The following is a 15852-nucleotide window of genomic DNA, read 5'->3' as shown; positions in this document are numbered from 1 at the left end:
AGCGGTCATCCTAGCAGAACCGCAGGGATTAATTTGGGGATCTTTCATTGAACATCATCATAGTCACCAAGCGTGACGGTACCAGCCGGGCGGTGAATCTGTCATCGCCCTGGTTGATCGCCGGTCTCGCAGGCATCCTGCTGATGCCCTTGCTCGCCGCGTTGCTGGCCTGGAATCTGGCCAGCTCGCAGCAGCAGATGGAAACAGACACTGCCGCCCTGGATTATGACACCCTCTGGCAACAGTCAGTTCAAGGTGATTATGCCACCGGCGCGGATTATATAAAGGAAGAGTCGCGGGTTCAGCTGGAACACATGACCCAGCAGCTGGGCCGTCTGCAGGTCCGCCTGTCCCGCCTTGACGCTCTGGGCGAGCGCCTTACCGAGCTTGCCGAGCTGTCCGATGGAGAGTTCAACTTCAGCTCCGACTCCGATCCCGGCATGGGTGGGCCGGAGGTGCCCAGCGCGATGAATTTCCATGAAGGGGAGGAGCTGCAGCTGGTGCTGGACCGTCTCAGTGCGCGCATCGAGGATCGCACCCAGCAGCTGCGCCTGCTGGAGGAGCTGATGCTCAACCGCAAGACCGATGCCGACTCGGCGCTGGACTTCACCCCGGTGCACGTGGGTTACATCTCCTCCGGTTTCGGCCGCCGTGCCGATCCCATTACCCGGCGTATCGCCATGCATTCGGGGCTGGACTTCGCTGCACCCCGCGGCACGCCGATCTACGCCGTCGGTGCCGGCGTGGTCACCTACGCCGGTCGCCGGGGCGCCTATGGCAACATGGTCGAGATCACTCACGGCAACGGCTACAAGACCCGTTATGCTCATGCCCAGGAGTTGATGGTGAAGAAGGGCGATCTGGTCAGAAAGGGCGAACAGATTGCCACTGTGGGTTCCACCGGTCGCTCGACCGGCCCGCATCTGCACCTGGAAGTCTATCGCAACGACAGGGCCATCGACCCGGCCCGCTTCCTCGCTCTGAACTGATTCCCCCAGGCCGGGTCAATTGACCCGGCCCCTGCCGATGTCCCGCCATTCCCGAAACCGCGCTCCCGGCCCTACGGTTTATTGTCGCGAGAGTTTCAGAGTAGAATGGTTTTTTTGCCGGTGAACCGCCTTAGTACGGAACAGCGTCAGCCACCTCAAATGGATACTGAAGTCGACTATGTTTGCGCCTCTATTGAAGAAGATGTTTGGAAGCAAGAACGAGCGCGAGTTGAAGCGCATGCAGAAAACAGTGCATGCCATCAACGCGCTCGAAGAAGGTCTGAACAGCCTGAGTGATGAGCAGCTGCGGGCCAAGACCGGCGAGTTCAAGGAGCGCGTAAGCAAGGGTGAAAGCCTGGATTCCATTCTGCCCGAAGCCTTTGCCCTGGTCCGCGAGGCCAGTAAGCGGGTACTGGGCATGCGCCATTTCGACGTTCAGCTGATCGGTGGCATGGTCCTGCACGAGGGCAAGATTGCCGAGATGAAGACCGGTGAGGGCAAGACCCTGGTGTCCACCCTGCCGGCCTATCTCAATGCCTTGTCCGGCAAGGGCGTGCACGTGGTCACGGTGAACGACTACCTGGCCCGGCGCGACGCCAACCTGATGCGTCCGCTCCACGAGTTTCTCGGCCTGACCGTCGGCGTGGTGGTGCCCTTCCAGGATCCGGAGGAGAAGCGCGCCGCTTACCGCTGCGACATCACCTATGGCACCAACAACGAATTCGGTTTCGACTATCTGCGCGACAACATGGCCTTCCGTCTGGAAGACAAGTTCCAGCGCGAGCTGAACTTCGCCATCGTCGACGAGGTGGACTCCATCCTCATCGACGAAGCGCGCACGCCGCTGATCATTTCCGGCCCCTCCCAGGACAGCTCCCAGCTGTACACCACCATCGACAAGCTGATTCCCCGCCTCAAGCGCGGCGTACGGCCGGAGGAAGGTGAAGTGGGCGTCGACGGTCACTACTACATCGACGAGAAGACCCGTCAGGTCGAGCTCAACGAGGATGGCCACCAGTACGTCGAGGAGCTGCTCAGCGCCGAAGGGCTGCTGGCCGAGGGCGACAGCCTGTATCAGGCGCAGAACCTCAACCTGCTGCACCATGTGCATTCGGCCCTGCGTGCCCATACCCTGTTCCACCGGGACGTGGAGTACATAGTGCAGGATGGGCAGGTGGTGCTGGTCGACGAACACACCGGTCGGACCATGCCCGGACGCCGGCTCTCCGAAGGCCTGCACCAGGCCATCGAAGCCAAGGAAGGGCTGAAGATCCAGGCCGAGAGCCAGACCCTGGCCTCCACCACCTTCCAGAACTACTTCCGTCTGTACAACAAGCTGTCGGGCATGACAGGTACTGCTGACACCGAGGCCTTCGAGTTCCGCCAGATCTACGGCCTGGACGTGGTGGTGATTCCCACCAACAAGCCCATGATCCGCAAGGACTACAACGACCTGGTCTACCTGACCATCGACGAGAAGTTCGCGGCCATCGTCGCGGACATCAAGGGCTGCATGGAAAGTGGCCGTCCGGTGCTGGTGGGTACCGCCTCGATCGAATCCTCCGAGGTGGTCTCCAACCTGTTGAAGCGGGAAGGGATTGCCCACCAGGTACTGAACGCCAAGTACCATGAGAAGGAAGCGGAAATCATCGCCCAGGCCGGTCGCCCCGGCGCCGTGACCATCGCCACCAACATGGCCGGTCGTGGTACCGACATCATCCTCGGCGGCAGCTGGGAGGCGGAGATCGCCAGCCTGGAGAACCCGACCCCCGAGCAGATCGATCAGATCAAGGCCGAGTGGCAGGAGCGCCACCAGCAGGTACTGGATGCCGGCGGCCTGCACATCATCGCCTGCGAACGCCACGAATCCCGCCGTATCGACAACCAGCTGCGTGGCCGCGCCGGTCGCCAGGGTGATCCGGGCTCCAGCCGCTTCTACCTGTCGCTGGAAGACAACCTCATGCGCATCTTCGCCTCTGACCGGGTGAAGAATTTCATGAAGGCCCTGGGCATGGAGAAGGGTGAGGCCATCGAACACCGCATGGTTACCAACGCCATCGAGAAGGCGCAGCGCAAGGTCGAGGGCCGCAACTTCGATATCCGCAAGCAGCTGCTGGAATACGATGATGTGGCCAACGAGCAGCGCAAGGTGATCTATGCCCAGCGCAATGAGATCCTCGCCGCCGAGTCGGTGGAAGAGACCATCAAGGCCATCCGCGAGGACGTGGTGCAGAGCATCGTCAGCCAGCACATGCCGCCCCAGAGCGTACCAGAGCAGTGGGACATCGCCGGCCTGGAACAGCACCTGCGCTCCGAGCTGGCCCTGGAGCTGCCGGTACAGCAGTGGCTGGACGAAGACGACTCCCTGCACGAGGATGGCGTGCGCGAGCGCATCAGCGAGGCGCTGAGCGCAGCCTACGCCGAGAAGGAGTCCCTGGCCGGCGCGGAAGCGCTGCGTACCTTCGAGAAGCAGATGCTGCTGCGGGTGCTGGATGATCTGTGGAAGGAGCATCTGGCGACCATGGACCACCTGCGTCAGGGCATCCACCTGCGCGGCTATGCCCAGAAGAACCCCAAGCAGGAGTACAAGCGCGAGGCTTTCGAGCTGTTCGAGCAGCTGCTGGACTCCATCAAGCACGACACCGTGCGTATCCTCAGCCACGTGCAGGTGCGCCGCGAGGACCCGGCGGAAGAGGAAGCCCGTCTGCGCCGTCAGGCCGAGGAGCTGGCCCAGCGCATGCAGTTCAAGCATGAAGCAGCGCCGGGGGTCGAGAATGAGGCAGAGGAGCCGCAGGGCGAGCCTGCAGCGGCGGCCCCGGCCGGTCCCATCACCCGTGAAGGGCCCAAGGTAGGGCGCAACGACCCCTGCCCCTGCGGCTCGGGCAAGAAATACAAGCAGTGTCACGGCAGCATCGTCTGAGCAGCTGATTCGGACATCCGGGTACTGCAGTAACACCCCAGGGCCGGCACCCGCCTCACAGCAGCGTGCCGGCCCCTTTGTCTTTGTACACCTCACTCAATTGGAGATATCGCATCATGCCCGTCGGACTTGGCCCACTCCCGACTCTGCACCCGGTTCCCGGCTTTCGCCTGGGTATTGCCTGCGCCGGCATCAAACGTGCCGGGCGCAAGGACGTCGTGGTCATGGAAGCGGCCGAGGGTGCGCGCATGGCCGGGGTATTCACCCGTAACGCCTTCTGTGCTGCCCCGGTGACCCTGTGCAAACAGCATCTGCCCAGCGGTCCGCGCTACCTGCTGGTCAATACCGGCAATGCCAACGCCGGTACCGGCAAGCCGGGCATGGAAGCGGCCCTGCGTACCTGTGAAGCGCTGGCCGGTCTGACCGGTGTCGAGCCGGTACGGGTACTGCCTTTCAGCACCGGCGTCATCGGCGAGCTGCTGCCGGCCGACAAGATCATCGCGGTACTGCCCCAGGCCCTGGCCGATCTGGCCGAAGGTAACTGGGCCCAGGCGGCCGAAGGCATCATGACCACCGACACCCTGCCCAAGGGTGCCAGCCGCCAGATCAGTCTTGGTGGCCGGACAGTGACCGTTACCGGAATCTCCAAGGGTGCCGGCATGATCCGCCCGAACATGGCGACCATGCTGGGCTACGTGGCCACCGACGCCAGGGTAACTCAGCCGGTACTGCAGCATATGCTGCGTCAGGCTGCTGATCTGTCGTTCAACCGCATTACCATCGATGGCGACACCAGCACCAACGATTCCTGCATCCTGATTGCCACCGGCCAGGCGCAGATGGACGAGATCAATGATCTGACCAGTCCCGAATACGCCCAGCTGGCGCGGGCGGTCAACGAGGTCATGCTCGAGCTGGCCCAGGCGATTGTCCGCGACGGCGAAGGGGCGACCAAGTTCGTGACTGTGCGGGTCAACGGCGGTGCCAACCGGGACGAATGCCTGGATGTGGCCTACGCCGTGGCCCACTCGCCGCTGATCAAGACCGCGTTGTTCGCCTCCGACCCCAACTGGGGCCGCATTCTCGCCGCGGTCGGCTATGCCGGCGTGCCCGATCTGGATGTCGAGCGCATTGATGTGTACCTGGACGACGTCTGCATCACCCGCAATGGGGGGCGTGCGCCGGAATACACCGAAGAGCAGGGTGCCCGGGTCATGGCCCAGGAGGAAATCACCATCCGCATCGAACTGGGCCGTGGCAACGTCAGCGAGACGATCTGGACCACCGACCTGTCCCACGAGTACGTGCGCATCAACGCGGAATACCGCACCTGACAGCGGGGGGCGTGGCAGGCGCCCCGTCATTCCGGACAGTTCCCTGCAGCGGGCTCCGCCCGCTGCATCCTCACCCGACCCACCCGATTGATGACCAGCTGCCTGGCCTCGACTCCCGGTTGCCGGGGACACAGGGAAAAGGTACCTGACAGGAAGCCTCCGTTCAGCAGCTCCGATTCGCCCTGGCTGTTGTAGCGCACATAGCCGGTCAGGCTGCCGTTGGCATGGATAACCGCGCCGGCGGGGCCCTCCACCCTGAGCAGGGGGTCGTCCGGATCGTGCTGCCCATTGCGGTCGTCATCCAGAAACACCACCCAGCCATTGGTCCAGCTGCCGTTCACCGGCTGCATCAGCACATGGCGGTTGCGCCGCACTGCCTCGTTGCGGGTGAACTGTACGCTGCGCATCAGCCGGTGGGCTTCGTTGTCCAGTCGTTGTGCGTCGATCATGCTGCCGAGAGCCGGCACGCCGATGGAGAGCAGAATCGCCAGTACCGCCACGGCGACCATGAGTTCGATCAGGGTAAAGCCTCTGCGCTGCACGGCGAGTTCCTCGTTCAGGGGCTACTGCCGTGCTGCCCGATCCTGTTCAGGGCCAAGGCTATAGATACCCCGGGAATCACCCAAGGGCGAGGGACTGAAACTGGGAGAAGGATCACAACCGGGCAGGCCAACAGGCCTTGCCCGGTTGTGTTTGCATCAGGCGCCGGGACGGCCCTGATCAGGTTTGCTGTAGTCGCAGACGCCCTGGGGGAAGATTTCCTTCAGGCGGTCGACCTGACCCGGTGTGGGCACCCAGCTGCCGTAGGTACCATCGGCCAGGGCGGTGTCCACGGACTTGAGCGTGCACTTGAACACGCTGCCCTCGATGGGGCCGCCAGCGATGATCCGCGAGGTGGTATAGGTGGGGAACTGCTGGGTGCAGGTGCCCGCCGGGCGGTCATCCAGAATCCCATCCCACACATCCGCCCCGGATGCGATCAGCTCGCCCTGGGTATTGAAGCAGCTGTCCACGGCCGCGGCTGGGCGGTTTTCGCCGATGCTGCGGTCGGGGTTGGCGCGAATGTTCATCAGCCACTCGTGCAGTACCTCCAGCGCCATCCAGGTCTGGTCGAACTCGTCCCGGGGTTCCGGCTCCTCGGGATCGTCCAGAATGGTCGGTCGGGCATCGGTGAACCAGATCACCTGATTATCCGAATGTCCCATCCTGTTGCGGATGCGCTGGCGAGCAGAGAAGGACTGGTGGCTGTTGTGCATATCCAGTACCTCCTCGAGGTAATGGCGCCAGTCGATGATCGGAATATCCAGCTGGCCGTCGAAGACCATGCCCGATTCATAGGCCGCGTTGATCGCGATCAGATCACCCTGGGTGCGCGGTGCCGGGGTGACGCCATCCGGACTCAGGTTCATGTTGCGGCTGCTCCAGGGGTCGAACTTGCTCGGATCGGCGAGTACTTCGTCCACGCTGCCGAGGAAGGGGAAGCCTTCCTGAACCATCTCGCTGGGGTGTTTCCAGCCGCCGATCAGCGCATTGACACGGAGAAACTCGTCGGGCGTGATGTTGCCCTCGACCAGTGCCTGCAGGCCGTACTGCACACCGACGTTGTCATACAGGGTACGCGGGTTGCCGTTCTCGTCGACCCCGTAGATATTGCGCAGGTCGTCGTAATGGCTCCACTGCACGGTATTCATGATGCCCGGCGGCTGCATCTTGTCCTGGTTGGGCGCCTGGCCGAACAGCGGGTTCATCACCAGCGGGGAGAGTCCACGCCAGGCAGGGATGCATTCGGTCATGCCCGGAGCGGTGCTCAACCCCAGCAGACCCTTGGCACCGGCAAAGGGATCAGGGTAGTCCTCGGTGGCATTGAGTCCCACCAGCAGGCGCCGGCTCAGGGTATCGGTCCACAGGGTGTTGTCCTTGTCGGTGACGTCCATGTAGTGCTCAAGCAGCTCGCAGTCGCCGATATGGATGGTCTGGGTCACCATGTCCGGGTAGGAGTACTGCGGTACCCCGGCGTCGATCAACCCGGGATGGTTCTGCGCGTACACATACTGCTGAATGGCCCCACCCGAGCCGCCGATGGCCACGGTGTAGTCGGGCACCCCGAAGCGCTTGATGAAGTGCTCCTTGACCATCAGCGCGGTCTCGCCACCCACCTGCAGGTTGTAGTGGGTGCTGGTCCGGTTGCCGGTGGAGTAGATCACCGCGTAGCCCTGGCCCAGCGCTTCGGGGCTGAGTGCCCGGCCGCTCAGGCGCCCCTGGCTGTGACCGATCGCCACGCCGCCCTCGAAGTGATAGAGCAGCCGCCCGTTCCAGTTGTTGGTGGAGGCGGTGTCCGGCGCGTCGCCGAGGTTGGCCAGGGTGGCCATGCTGTAGATGAAGCGGTTGATGGTACCGACCTCACGGCGGACGATGAAGTCCACCTCGCGACCGTCGGTCAGAGTGGTGCGTGCCATGTCGGCCGGACGGCTGCCATCGGTCGGCAGATCGCGGTAGGCGCCGCCGGTGGTGCGGTACAGGAAGGTCACCACAGGCTCGATGCTGCAGTCCTTGCTCAGGCCGATCTGCTGCCCGCCTTCGTCCAGGACCGGGAAGCCCATCTCGCCATCGGTGTCCACCAGCGGCTGAATGCCCAGTTCGGATACCGTGGTGCAGACAAAGGGGTACTGATGCGGGCCGGAGAAGATGGGTCCGGTGATGGGGTGGTTGACCAGCTCCAGCTGATCCAGACGGCCGCTGCGGCTGTGTTGCAGCTCCAGCTGGTTGTCACCCAGTTCCAGACCCTCGATCAGGATCTCCAGCTGGTTGTTGCGGGTCCGCACCAGGGCTGGCGTGACTTCCTGGTCGTTGACCCAGAACTCCAGCTGCTCGAGCTCTTTCTCGATGACGGCCGGATCACCCTCGATGGTAACCAGCACATTACCGCCGCTGACCTGGTCCGGTGCACTCGAGAGTACCGCCAGGCTCAGGTCAGGTCTTGACTGGTTCTTGCTGCTGGAGCCGCCTGATCCACTCAGACATCCGGTCAGGGCGATCGCTAGCAGGCCGGCCGCACAAGGCAGCCAGTAGCACTTTTCAGGTTTCATGGTGGCTTGCTCCATCTTCTTATTATGGAAATCTGATCCTATGCCCACCCCAGAAGCGAAAACAGGTACAGATTGCGCTATCTGACTGAAACAGAACCGCTGTCTGAGGGATCTGTTTGAGTCAGTTAGCAGTAACTGTGCCTGTTAAAGCCTTGCCGACTTTTCTAGGCTGGCTCGACAACAACAAGAGAAGAGGGACCGAGCCATGCGTCATATCTATCTCGCCGTTGCTACGGCGTGCGGGGCACTGCTGCTCCAGGGCTGTCTGAGTTCAGGCGGGTCGGGCAGTTCGCGGCCAGTGGAGACCGAGAAGGTCGATCTCAGCGACTTTGATGTGGAGTCGGCCGCGTACTGCGACCATACCGTGCTCGGCCATTGTCTGTATCCGTTCCCCAACAACCTGTTTACCCGGGAAGACGGTTCCACACCGACCGGACTCCGGATCGACTTCGATATCCGCGCCATGCCGGTGGCGCAACCGGTGGACATGCCCGCCTCGCCGGACAACACCCGCTTCGTGCCGATCCGGACGACGGAAGCCACACCTATCGAGCCGACCCAGTGGAACCGCAATGATGGTTTCTCACCTGGATCCATGCTGCTGGCACATCTTCCGGGCATCGATCTGGAGCGGACCGGCGCCGTGCGTATCACGGACATCGAGCCCTCGCTGGATCCTGACGCCCCCGTTCTGGTCATCAACGCATCGACGCTCGAGCGGCAGCTGATATGGGTCGAGCTGGACGCCAACAATACCGACCCGGCGGAGCAGGCGCTTATCATCCGGCCGGCACGGAATTTTGAAGAGGGAAACCGCTATATCGCAGTGATCCGCAATGCTCGAGATGCCGAGGGTGAGTTGCTGCCGGTCAATGAACTGTTTCGGGCCTATCGTGACGGCATCGATACCGGAGAGCCGGTGTTCGAGGCGCGCCGCGAGGCGATGGAAGATATCTTTGCCATCCTGGAGCAGGCGGGTGTGAAGCGCGGGGAACTGACTCTGGCCTGGGATTTCACCATCGCCAGTCAGCAGTCGCTCACCGAACGTCTGCTGGCAATCCGTGATGACGCCTTCGCCCGCCTGGCCGGAGCCAGCCCGAGCTTCCGCATCACCGAGGTGCGTGATAACCCGGCCAGCGGCCTCAGTCGCAACATCAAGGGCACCTTCGATGTACCCAACTACCTCAATCAGACCGGGGGTGGGGTGGGGGCGACCTTCAACTACGCCAGTGATGATCCCGATGCACTGCCGCAGACCCTGGGTGAAGACGTGGTTCGTGCTGGTTTCCGCTGCCAGATTCCCCTGGCGACAACCGACTTCGCACAAGCCGATGTGCAGACTGCCAGAGCGGCCATCTACGGTCACGGCCTGTTCGGGGAAAGCTCATACAATATCAGTGGGGGCGAATTCGGCAGCAGCAACGTGCGGGCCATGCAGAGCGAACATAACATCATGTTCTGCGCTACCGACTGGATAGGCATGTCCCAGGAGGACATTCTGGCCGGCAATATCCATCAGATCATGGCTGACCTGACCGGCCTGCCACGGCAACTGGATCGCAGCCAGCAGGGCTTGCTGAACTTCATGTTTCTGGCCGAACTCATGCAGCACCCGGATGGCTTCGCCTCCGCTGACGAATTCCGCCATCAGGGCCAGCTGGTCTATGATCCGACCGAGGTGTTCTACGACGGTAACAGCCAGGGTGGCATTCTGGGTGGCGCCCTGATTGCCACCGCGCCCAACCTCCATCGTGGCGTGCTGGGGGTACCGGGGAGCAACTACAGTCTGCTGCTGCGCCGCTACGGCCCCTTCGAGCAGCGTTTTGCCCCCGTCCTCTATGCCGCCTATCCCGATGGACTGGATCAGTCGCTCAATTTCGCGTTGATGCAGATGCTCTGGGACCGGGCGGAGAACAACGGTTATCTCAGTCATCTGGCGGGTCGTCATCTGCCGAATACACCAGCGGACAAGCATGTGCTGCTGCATGTGGCGCTGGGGGACTTCCAGGTGACCCAGTGGAGTGCGGAAGTGATGGCGCGCACCATAGGCGCTGCAGTACATGAGCCCACGGCCAGGCTTGGCGAAAGTCCCGACAGCAACCCGCTGTTCGCGATCCCGCGGATCGAGCAGTATCCTCACCATGGTCATGGGATGATGATATGGGACTCCGGTGCCAAGGTGGAACGCGACGGCGGTGGCTGGAGCGGCAATGATTTCCCGCCCACCATCAACAGGGGCCCTGGCGCCGACTTTGGCAACGACCCGCACAGTTCGCCGCGCAGCACGGTGGCAGCGCGTCAGCAGAAGTCCGCCTTCATGCAGCGCGATGGCGCGGTGACGGACGTCTGTGGCGACGCACCCTGCTACAGCGACGATTACACCGGCGTGTCCCGTTTACCCTAGTGTTCTGCGATCGGTCCCTCTACCCGGGGGGCCGATCGATACCTGGCCAGCTCGCCGAGGCGGGCCACCGCCTTCAACAGCGGCGTATCCACGGGGCTGCCCACATTCAGCCGCAGGCAATGGGTGTACTGCTGACTCGGGGAAAACACGCTGCCCGGGAAGATATGGATGCCGGCCCCCAGAGCATCTTCAAACAGAATCTCGGTATTCATGTGGGAGGGTAGCTCGACCCAGAGAACACAACCCCCGCTGGGCTGGTGAACCCGCGTACCCGCGGGGAAACAGCGCAGCACCACCTCGCGGACCTGCTGTGCCTGTTTCGCCAGCTGCAGGCGCAGTGTACTCAGGTGCTGGGCGTAAAAGCCGCTTTCCATCAGCCTTGCCATGAGCAGCTGGGGAGCGGAAGCGGTAGTGATGCTGCTTACCAGCTTGAGTTCACGCAGCCGGTGATGAAAACGCCCCGGTGCTACCCAGCCAAGACGGATGCCGGGCATCAGGGACTTGGAGAACGAGTGACAGTACACCACCATGCCCGCCTGATCATAGGCCTTGGCCGGCATGGCGCCTTCGGTATAGAGCGTGTCACCCCAGACGTCGTTTTCGATCACGGGAATACCGTGTCGGCTGGCCAGCTCTACCAGCTTGAGCTTGTTCTGTTCCGGCATGGAGAAGCCCAGCGGGTTCTGCGCGTTGGCGGAGATGATGCAGGCTGAAACCCGGCGATGCTTGAAGGCCTGCTCCAGGGTGGAGAGGCAGATCCCGCGTTCCGGACAGGTCGGGATCTCCAGCACCTTGCGACGCAGGACTTCCAGTGCCAGCAGGGTTCCGTAATAGGTGGGGGACTCGACGGCCACCGTATCCCCTGGTCTGGTGACGGTACGCAATGCCAGGTCAATGGCTTCCATGCAACCGTTGGTGATGATGACGTCGTCCTGGGATATCGGGTTGGGATAATGGAGGCTGCGCCGCGCCAACTGCAGGGTGAAGCGCTGATGCCCCTGTGGATGGCTGTAATCCCAGACATCCCGGGCCTGGCGCCGGGTAATGTCACGCAGGGTGGTCATGATCCGTTCCATGGGCATCAGCCGGGGGTGGGGCAGGGCAATGCCCAGATGCACCAGATCGGCCTGATGATGGGGTTCCATATAATGGAGGATGTCGTCGCTCAGGGAGATTTCCACGGGAAGCGGGTCGAAGTCCGTGGAGCCGTGCAGGCCTGCAGGGGGCGATGCCGCCACGAAGGTGCCGGATCTGGCGCGCACCTCGATATAGTTCTCCTGCTCCAGCTGCCGCAGGCACTGAATGATGGTGTTGACGCTGGTATTGAACAGCCGGCTCAGATTGCGAACTGAGGGCAACCGCTGCCCTGGCCTGTAACTGCCGCTCTCGATATGACGACGCAGTTGCAGACTGATACTTTCATAAAGATAAAGATCCTGATCCAGCAAGGGTCAGTCCCTCTCGAGGTAGTGATTATTGTTGTTCCTCTGAGGTGATCAGTATAACGGCTTTAAGCCATTACTCCAGAATGGGGTAGCGCCGCCCTGGAGCGGATCTGTACTGCTGGCGCTCAGGTCCGGCGTTCCAGCAGCACTCCAGCTTCCATATGGTGGGTATAGGGGAACTGGTCGAACAGGGCGCAACGGGTGATGCGATGGCTGGCCTGAAGCTCGGCGATGTTGGCCGCCAGGGTCTCCGGGTTGCAGGAGATGTACAGGATGCGGTCGTAACCCTTGACCAGTTCCAGGGTGCCCGGATCCAGGCCTGCGCGGGGCGGGTCGACGAAGACGGTGCCGAACTGATAGCCGCTCAGGTCGATACCTTGCAGTCGACGGAACTCGCGCACGCCGGTCAGCGCCTGGGTTACCTCTTCACTTGCAAGGCGCACCAGGGTGACATTCTCTACCTGATTGTCAGCGATGTTCTCCAGCGCCGAGCGTACCGAGCTCTTGGACAGCTCTGTGGCCAGTACCCGGCGAAAGCGGGTGGACAGGGGCAGGGTGAAGTTGCCGTTGCCGCAGTACAGCTCCAGCAGGTCATCGGTATTGTGCCCGGCGGCCTCCAGCGCCCAGCTGAGCATATGCTGGTTGACCACGCCGTTGGGCTGGGTGAAGCCACCCTCGACCTGCTGGTAACGCCAGGTGCGGCCATCCACCTGCAGCTCTTCGAGCACATGATCGCGCGCCAGCACCCGGCGGCGCCCACGGCTGCGGCCGATCAGCAGTATGTTCAGCTGCTCTGCCAGTTTCCGCGCAGCCTGATCCCACTGCTCATCAATCGGGCGGTGGTAGCAGAGGGTGACCAGGGCCTCGCCGGACAGCGTGGTGAGAAACTCCACCTGGAACAGTCTGCGACCCAGCTCGGGGTCGGCCTTGCAGGCCTCCAGCAGGGGCATCATCAGCTCGTTGATGCGGCGGCTGGCAATCGGCAACTGCTCGATCAGGATCGGCTGGCGGTTGTTGCCCGGCTCGAACATTGCGTAGTGCGGCTGTCCCTCCTGATACCACAGACGGAATTCGGCACGCAGACGGAAATGCTCCCGGGGCGAGGCAAACACTGCCGGCTCGGGGGCGCTGAAGGGCGCGAGCAGCTCTGTCAGTCGCTCGCGCTTGGCCGCCAGTTGCTGCTCGTACCCGGACGGATCGAAGCTCACCCCCATCAGCTGAAGAACCCGAGCTTGACGATGAACAGGGCCGACAGCACGTAGAGGCTGGAATTGAGATCACGCCAGCGACCGGACAGCAGCTTGATGGCGGTCCAGGTAATGAAGCCCAAGGCAATGCCGTTGGCGATGGAGAAGGTCAGGGGCATCATCAGCGCCGTTACCACCACGGGGGCGGCTTCGGTCAGGTCTTCCCAGTTCACCTGAACCAGGCCGCTGGTCATCAGCACGGCAACGAAGAACAGTGCCGGTGCGGTGGCAAAAGCCGGTACCGCGCCGGCCAGCGGCGACAGGAACAGACTCAGCAGGAACAGGGCGGCGACCACGCAGGCGGTCAGACCGGTACGGCCGCCGACAGCGGTGCCCGCGGCGGACTCGACGTAGCTGGTGGTGGTGGATGTACCCAGCAGGGACCCGAACATGGTGGCAGTGCTGTCAGCCATCAGGGCGCGGCCCAGACGCGGCAGCTTGCCGTCCTTGTCCACCAGATCGGCCTTCTGGGCCACTCCGATCAGGGTGCCCGAGGTGTCGAACAGGTCGACGAACAGGAAGGCGAAGATCACCGCGACCAGCCCCACGTCCAGCGCCCCGCGGATATCCAGCTCGAGGAAGGTCGGCGCCAGGCTCGGCGGTGCGGAAACGAAGCCGGTGGCTTGGGTCAGGCCGAACAGCAGGCTGATGCCGGTAATGACCAGAATGCCGATCATCACCGCACCGGTCACCCGACGGTAGGCCAGAGCCACGATCAGCATGAAGCCCAGGGCGGCCAGAAGGGGGCCGGGCTGGGTCATGTCACCGGCGCCGACCAGGGTGGCCGGGTTGTCCACCACGATGCCCGCGCTCTTCAGTGCAATCAATGCCAGGAACAGGCCGATGCCTGCGGCAATCGCCGAGCGCAGCGGCATGGGGATGCTGTTGATGATCCACTCCCGGATGCGGAAGATGCTCAGCATGAAGAACAGCAAACCCGAGATGAATACCGCACCCAGGGCGACCTGCCAGCTGTAGCCCATGGAGCCCACCACGGTGTAGCTGAAAAAGGCGTTCAGGCCCATGCCCGGAGCCAGGGCGATGGGATAGTTGGCCCAAGCGCCCATGATCAGCGAGCCCAGCGCGGCCGCCAGACAGGTGGCGACGAAGGCGGCGCCCGGATCGATACCGGCGTCGGCCATCATCATGGGATTGACGAAAATGATATAGGCCATGGTCAGGAAGGTGGTCACACCGGCGAGGATCTCGGTGCGGACGTTGGTGCCATGTGCCTTGAGTTGAAACAGCTTTTCCAGCATGGGGAGAGTCTCGGTAGAGGGGGGCCGAAAAGCGTGCCATTCTAGCCTATCTCCCCGGGTCACGCAGCATCTTTGGCCTGATCCGCGATGCGGAGGGGCGGCGCGGGCAGGGAGTATCGGACTGTCTGGTGAGTGCTCCGTCCGGCAACCCGCAGGTGAATTTTCAGCGCTGTTGTGTCAGGCTTGTCGGTCATTTTTCAGGAGAGCAGCCATGAGCCACACCTTTGAAACCGACGAACAGCGCGTCAGCTACGGCATTGGCCGGCAGATGGGTGATCAGTTGCTGTCGAGCAATATCCCGGACCTGAGCGTTGAACTGGTGCTGGCCGGTCTGCGCGACGCCTACACCCAGCAGCCCAGTCAGGTGGACGACGCCGCCATGCAGGCTGCCTTCCAGACCCTGCAGGCCAAGATGCAGGCCCTGGCCGAGGAATCCGCCCGCGCCGCAGGCAAGGCCGGTCAGGAGTTCCTCGAGCGCAACAGCAGTCGCGAAGGCGTGATCACTCTGCCATCCGGTCTGCAGTATGAGGTCATCAGCGAAGGTACCGGAGCCACTCCGACTGCCAGCTCTACCGTCCGTACCCACTACGAAGGCACCCTGATCAGTGGTGAGGTATTTGACAGCTCCTACAAGCGCGGCCAACCCGCCGAGTTCCCGGTAGGCGGCGTTATCGCCGGCTGGACCGAAGCACTGCAATTGATGAAAGAAGGTGCCAAATGGCGCCTCTACATCCCCGCGGACCTGGCCTACGGCGGCCGCGCCGCCGGCAGCATCCCGCCGCACAGCACCCTGATCTTCGACATCGAACTGCTCAAGGTCCTGTAACGACCGGCCCATTCGCCACTCCCGTAGGAGCACCCGCCCCGGGTGCGAATGCCCACCGGCGGCGCCGAAGTTGCCGGCACGCCCCAATCGCACCGAGGGCGGGTGCTCCTACGGAGTGCGCAAGGCAGACGGATATTCGCTGTAGGAGCACCCGCCCCGGGTGCGAATGCCCGCCGGCGGCGCCGTCGTTGCCGGCACGTCCCAATCGCACCGAGGGCGGTGCTCCTACAATCGAGCCTGCCACCCCATCCGGTAGGAGCACCCGCCCCGGGTGCGAACCCCCGCCGGCGGCGCCGGAGTTGCCGGTACGCCCCAATCGCACCGAGGGCGGTGCTCCTACGG

Annotated in this window: 10 protein-coding genes; 5 read left to right on the top strand and 5 right to left on the bottom strand. The window is 63.0% G+C overall.

From position 1 onward, the window contains the following. The first annotated feature begins 47 nt into the window (after nucleotides 1-47). The 3 genes from BM046_RS13925 to argJ all read left to right on the top strand — a co-directional run bounded on the left by BM046_RS13925 (nucleotide 48) and on the right by argJ (nucleotide 5243). Entirely contained in the window at nucleotides 48-989 is a 942-nt protein-coding gene (locus BM046_RS13925) for a M23 family metallopeptidase (RefSeq protein ID WP_090540516.1), read from the top strand. A 178-nt stretch (nucleotides 990-1167) separates the two neighbouring features. Beyond that, the gene (gene secA / locus BM046_RS13920) at nucleotides 1168-3909 is read left to right on the top strand and encodes a preprotein translocase subunit SecA (protein WP_090540514.1); all 2742 of its coding nucleotides are present in this window, start codon (nucleotides 1168-1170) and stop codon (nucleotides 3907-3909) included. A 116-nt stretch (nucleotides 3910-4025) separates the two neighbouring features. Beyond that, complete coding sequence (gene argJ / locus BM046_RS13915; RefSeq protein WP_090540512.1) at nucleotides 4026-5243, top strand: bifunctional glutamate N-acetyltransferase/amino-acid acetyltransferase ArgJ; 1218 nt, start codon at nucleotides 4026-4028, stop codon at nucleotides 5241-5243. Between the two features lie 26 nt (nucleotides 5244-5269). On the opposite strand, the gene BM046_RS13910 is transcribed toward argJ, so the two are convergent. Both BM046_RS13910 and BM046_RS13905 read right to left on the bottom strand, forming a co-directional pair. Then, complete coding sequence (locus tag BM046_RS13910) at nucleotides 5270-5785, bottom strand: GspH/FimT family pseudopilin (RefSeq protein ID WP_090540510.1); 516 nt, start codon at nucleotides 5783-5785, stop codon at nucleotides 5270-5272. Nucleotides 5786-5941: 156 nt separating this feature from the next. Next, complete coding sequence (locus BM046_RS13905; protein WP_218150045.1) at nucleotides 5942-8329, bottom strand: DUF6351 family protein; 2388 nt, start codon at nucleotides 8327-8329, stop codon at nucleotides 5942-5944. A 205-nt stretch (nucleotides 8330-8534) separates the two neighbouring features. On the opposite strand from BM046_RS13905, the gene BM046_RS13900 reads away from it, so the two are divergent. Further along, entirely contained in the window at nucleotides 8535-10733 is a 2199-nt protein-coding gene (locus BM046_RS13900; RefSeq protein ID WP_090540508.1) for a hypothetical protein, read from the top strand. Here BM046_RS13900 and BM046_RS13895 read toward each other — a convergent pair. The 3 genes from BM046_RS13895 to BM046_RS13885 form a co-directional block, all read right to left on the bottom strand. Continuing rightward, nucleotides 10730-12181, bottom strand: a complete 1452-nt coding sequence (locus tag BM046_RS13895) for an aminotransferase-like domain-containing protein (protein ID WP_218150044.1) — start codon at nucleotides 12179-12181, stop codon at nucleotides 10730-10732. The genes BM046_RS13900 and BM046_RS13895 overlap by 4 nt on opposite strands. A 122-nt stretch (nucleotides 12182-12303) precedes the next feature. After that, entirely contained in the window at nucleotides 12304-13392 is a 1089-nt protein-coding gene (gene trmA, locus BM046_RS13890) for a tRNA (uridine(54)-C5)-methyltransferase TrmA (protein ID WP_090540505.1), read from the bottom strand. Next, on the bottom strand, nucleotides 13392-14684 hold the full coding sequence (locus BM046_RS13885) for an NCS2 family permease (RefSeq protein WP_090540503.1): 1293 nt from the start codon (nucleotides 14682-14684) through the stop codon (nucleotides 13392-13394). The genes trmA and BM046_RS13885 overlap by 1 nt, the downstream gene beginning before the upstream one ends. A gap of 211 nt (nucleotides 14685-14895) precedes the next feature. On the opposite strand from BM046_RS13885, the gene BM046_RS13880 reads away from it, so the two are divergent. Beyond that, nucleotides 14896-15510 carry an FKBP-type peptidyl-prolyl cis-trans isomerase gene (locus tag BM046_RS13880; protein WP_090540501.1) on the top strand — a complete coding sequence of 205 codons (615 nt, stop codon included), beginning with the start codon at nucleotides 14896-14898 and terminating at the stop codon, nucleotides 15508-15510. Nucleotides 15511-15852: the final 342 nt, after the last annotated feature.

This window comes from Halopseudomonas formosensis, assembly GCF_900115905.1.
Classification (GTDB): Bacteria; Pseudomonadota; Gammaproteobacteria; order Pseudomonadales; family Pseudomonadaceae; genus Halopseudomonas; species Halopseudomonas formosensis.
The sequence above is the reverse complement of the archived record's forward strand: the minus strand, read 5'-3'. Positions and strand labels throughout refer to the sequence as shown.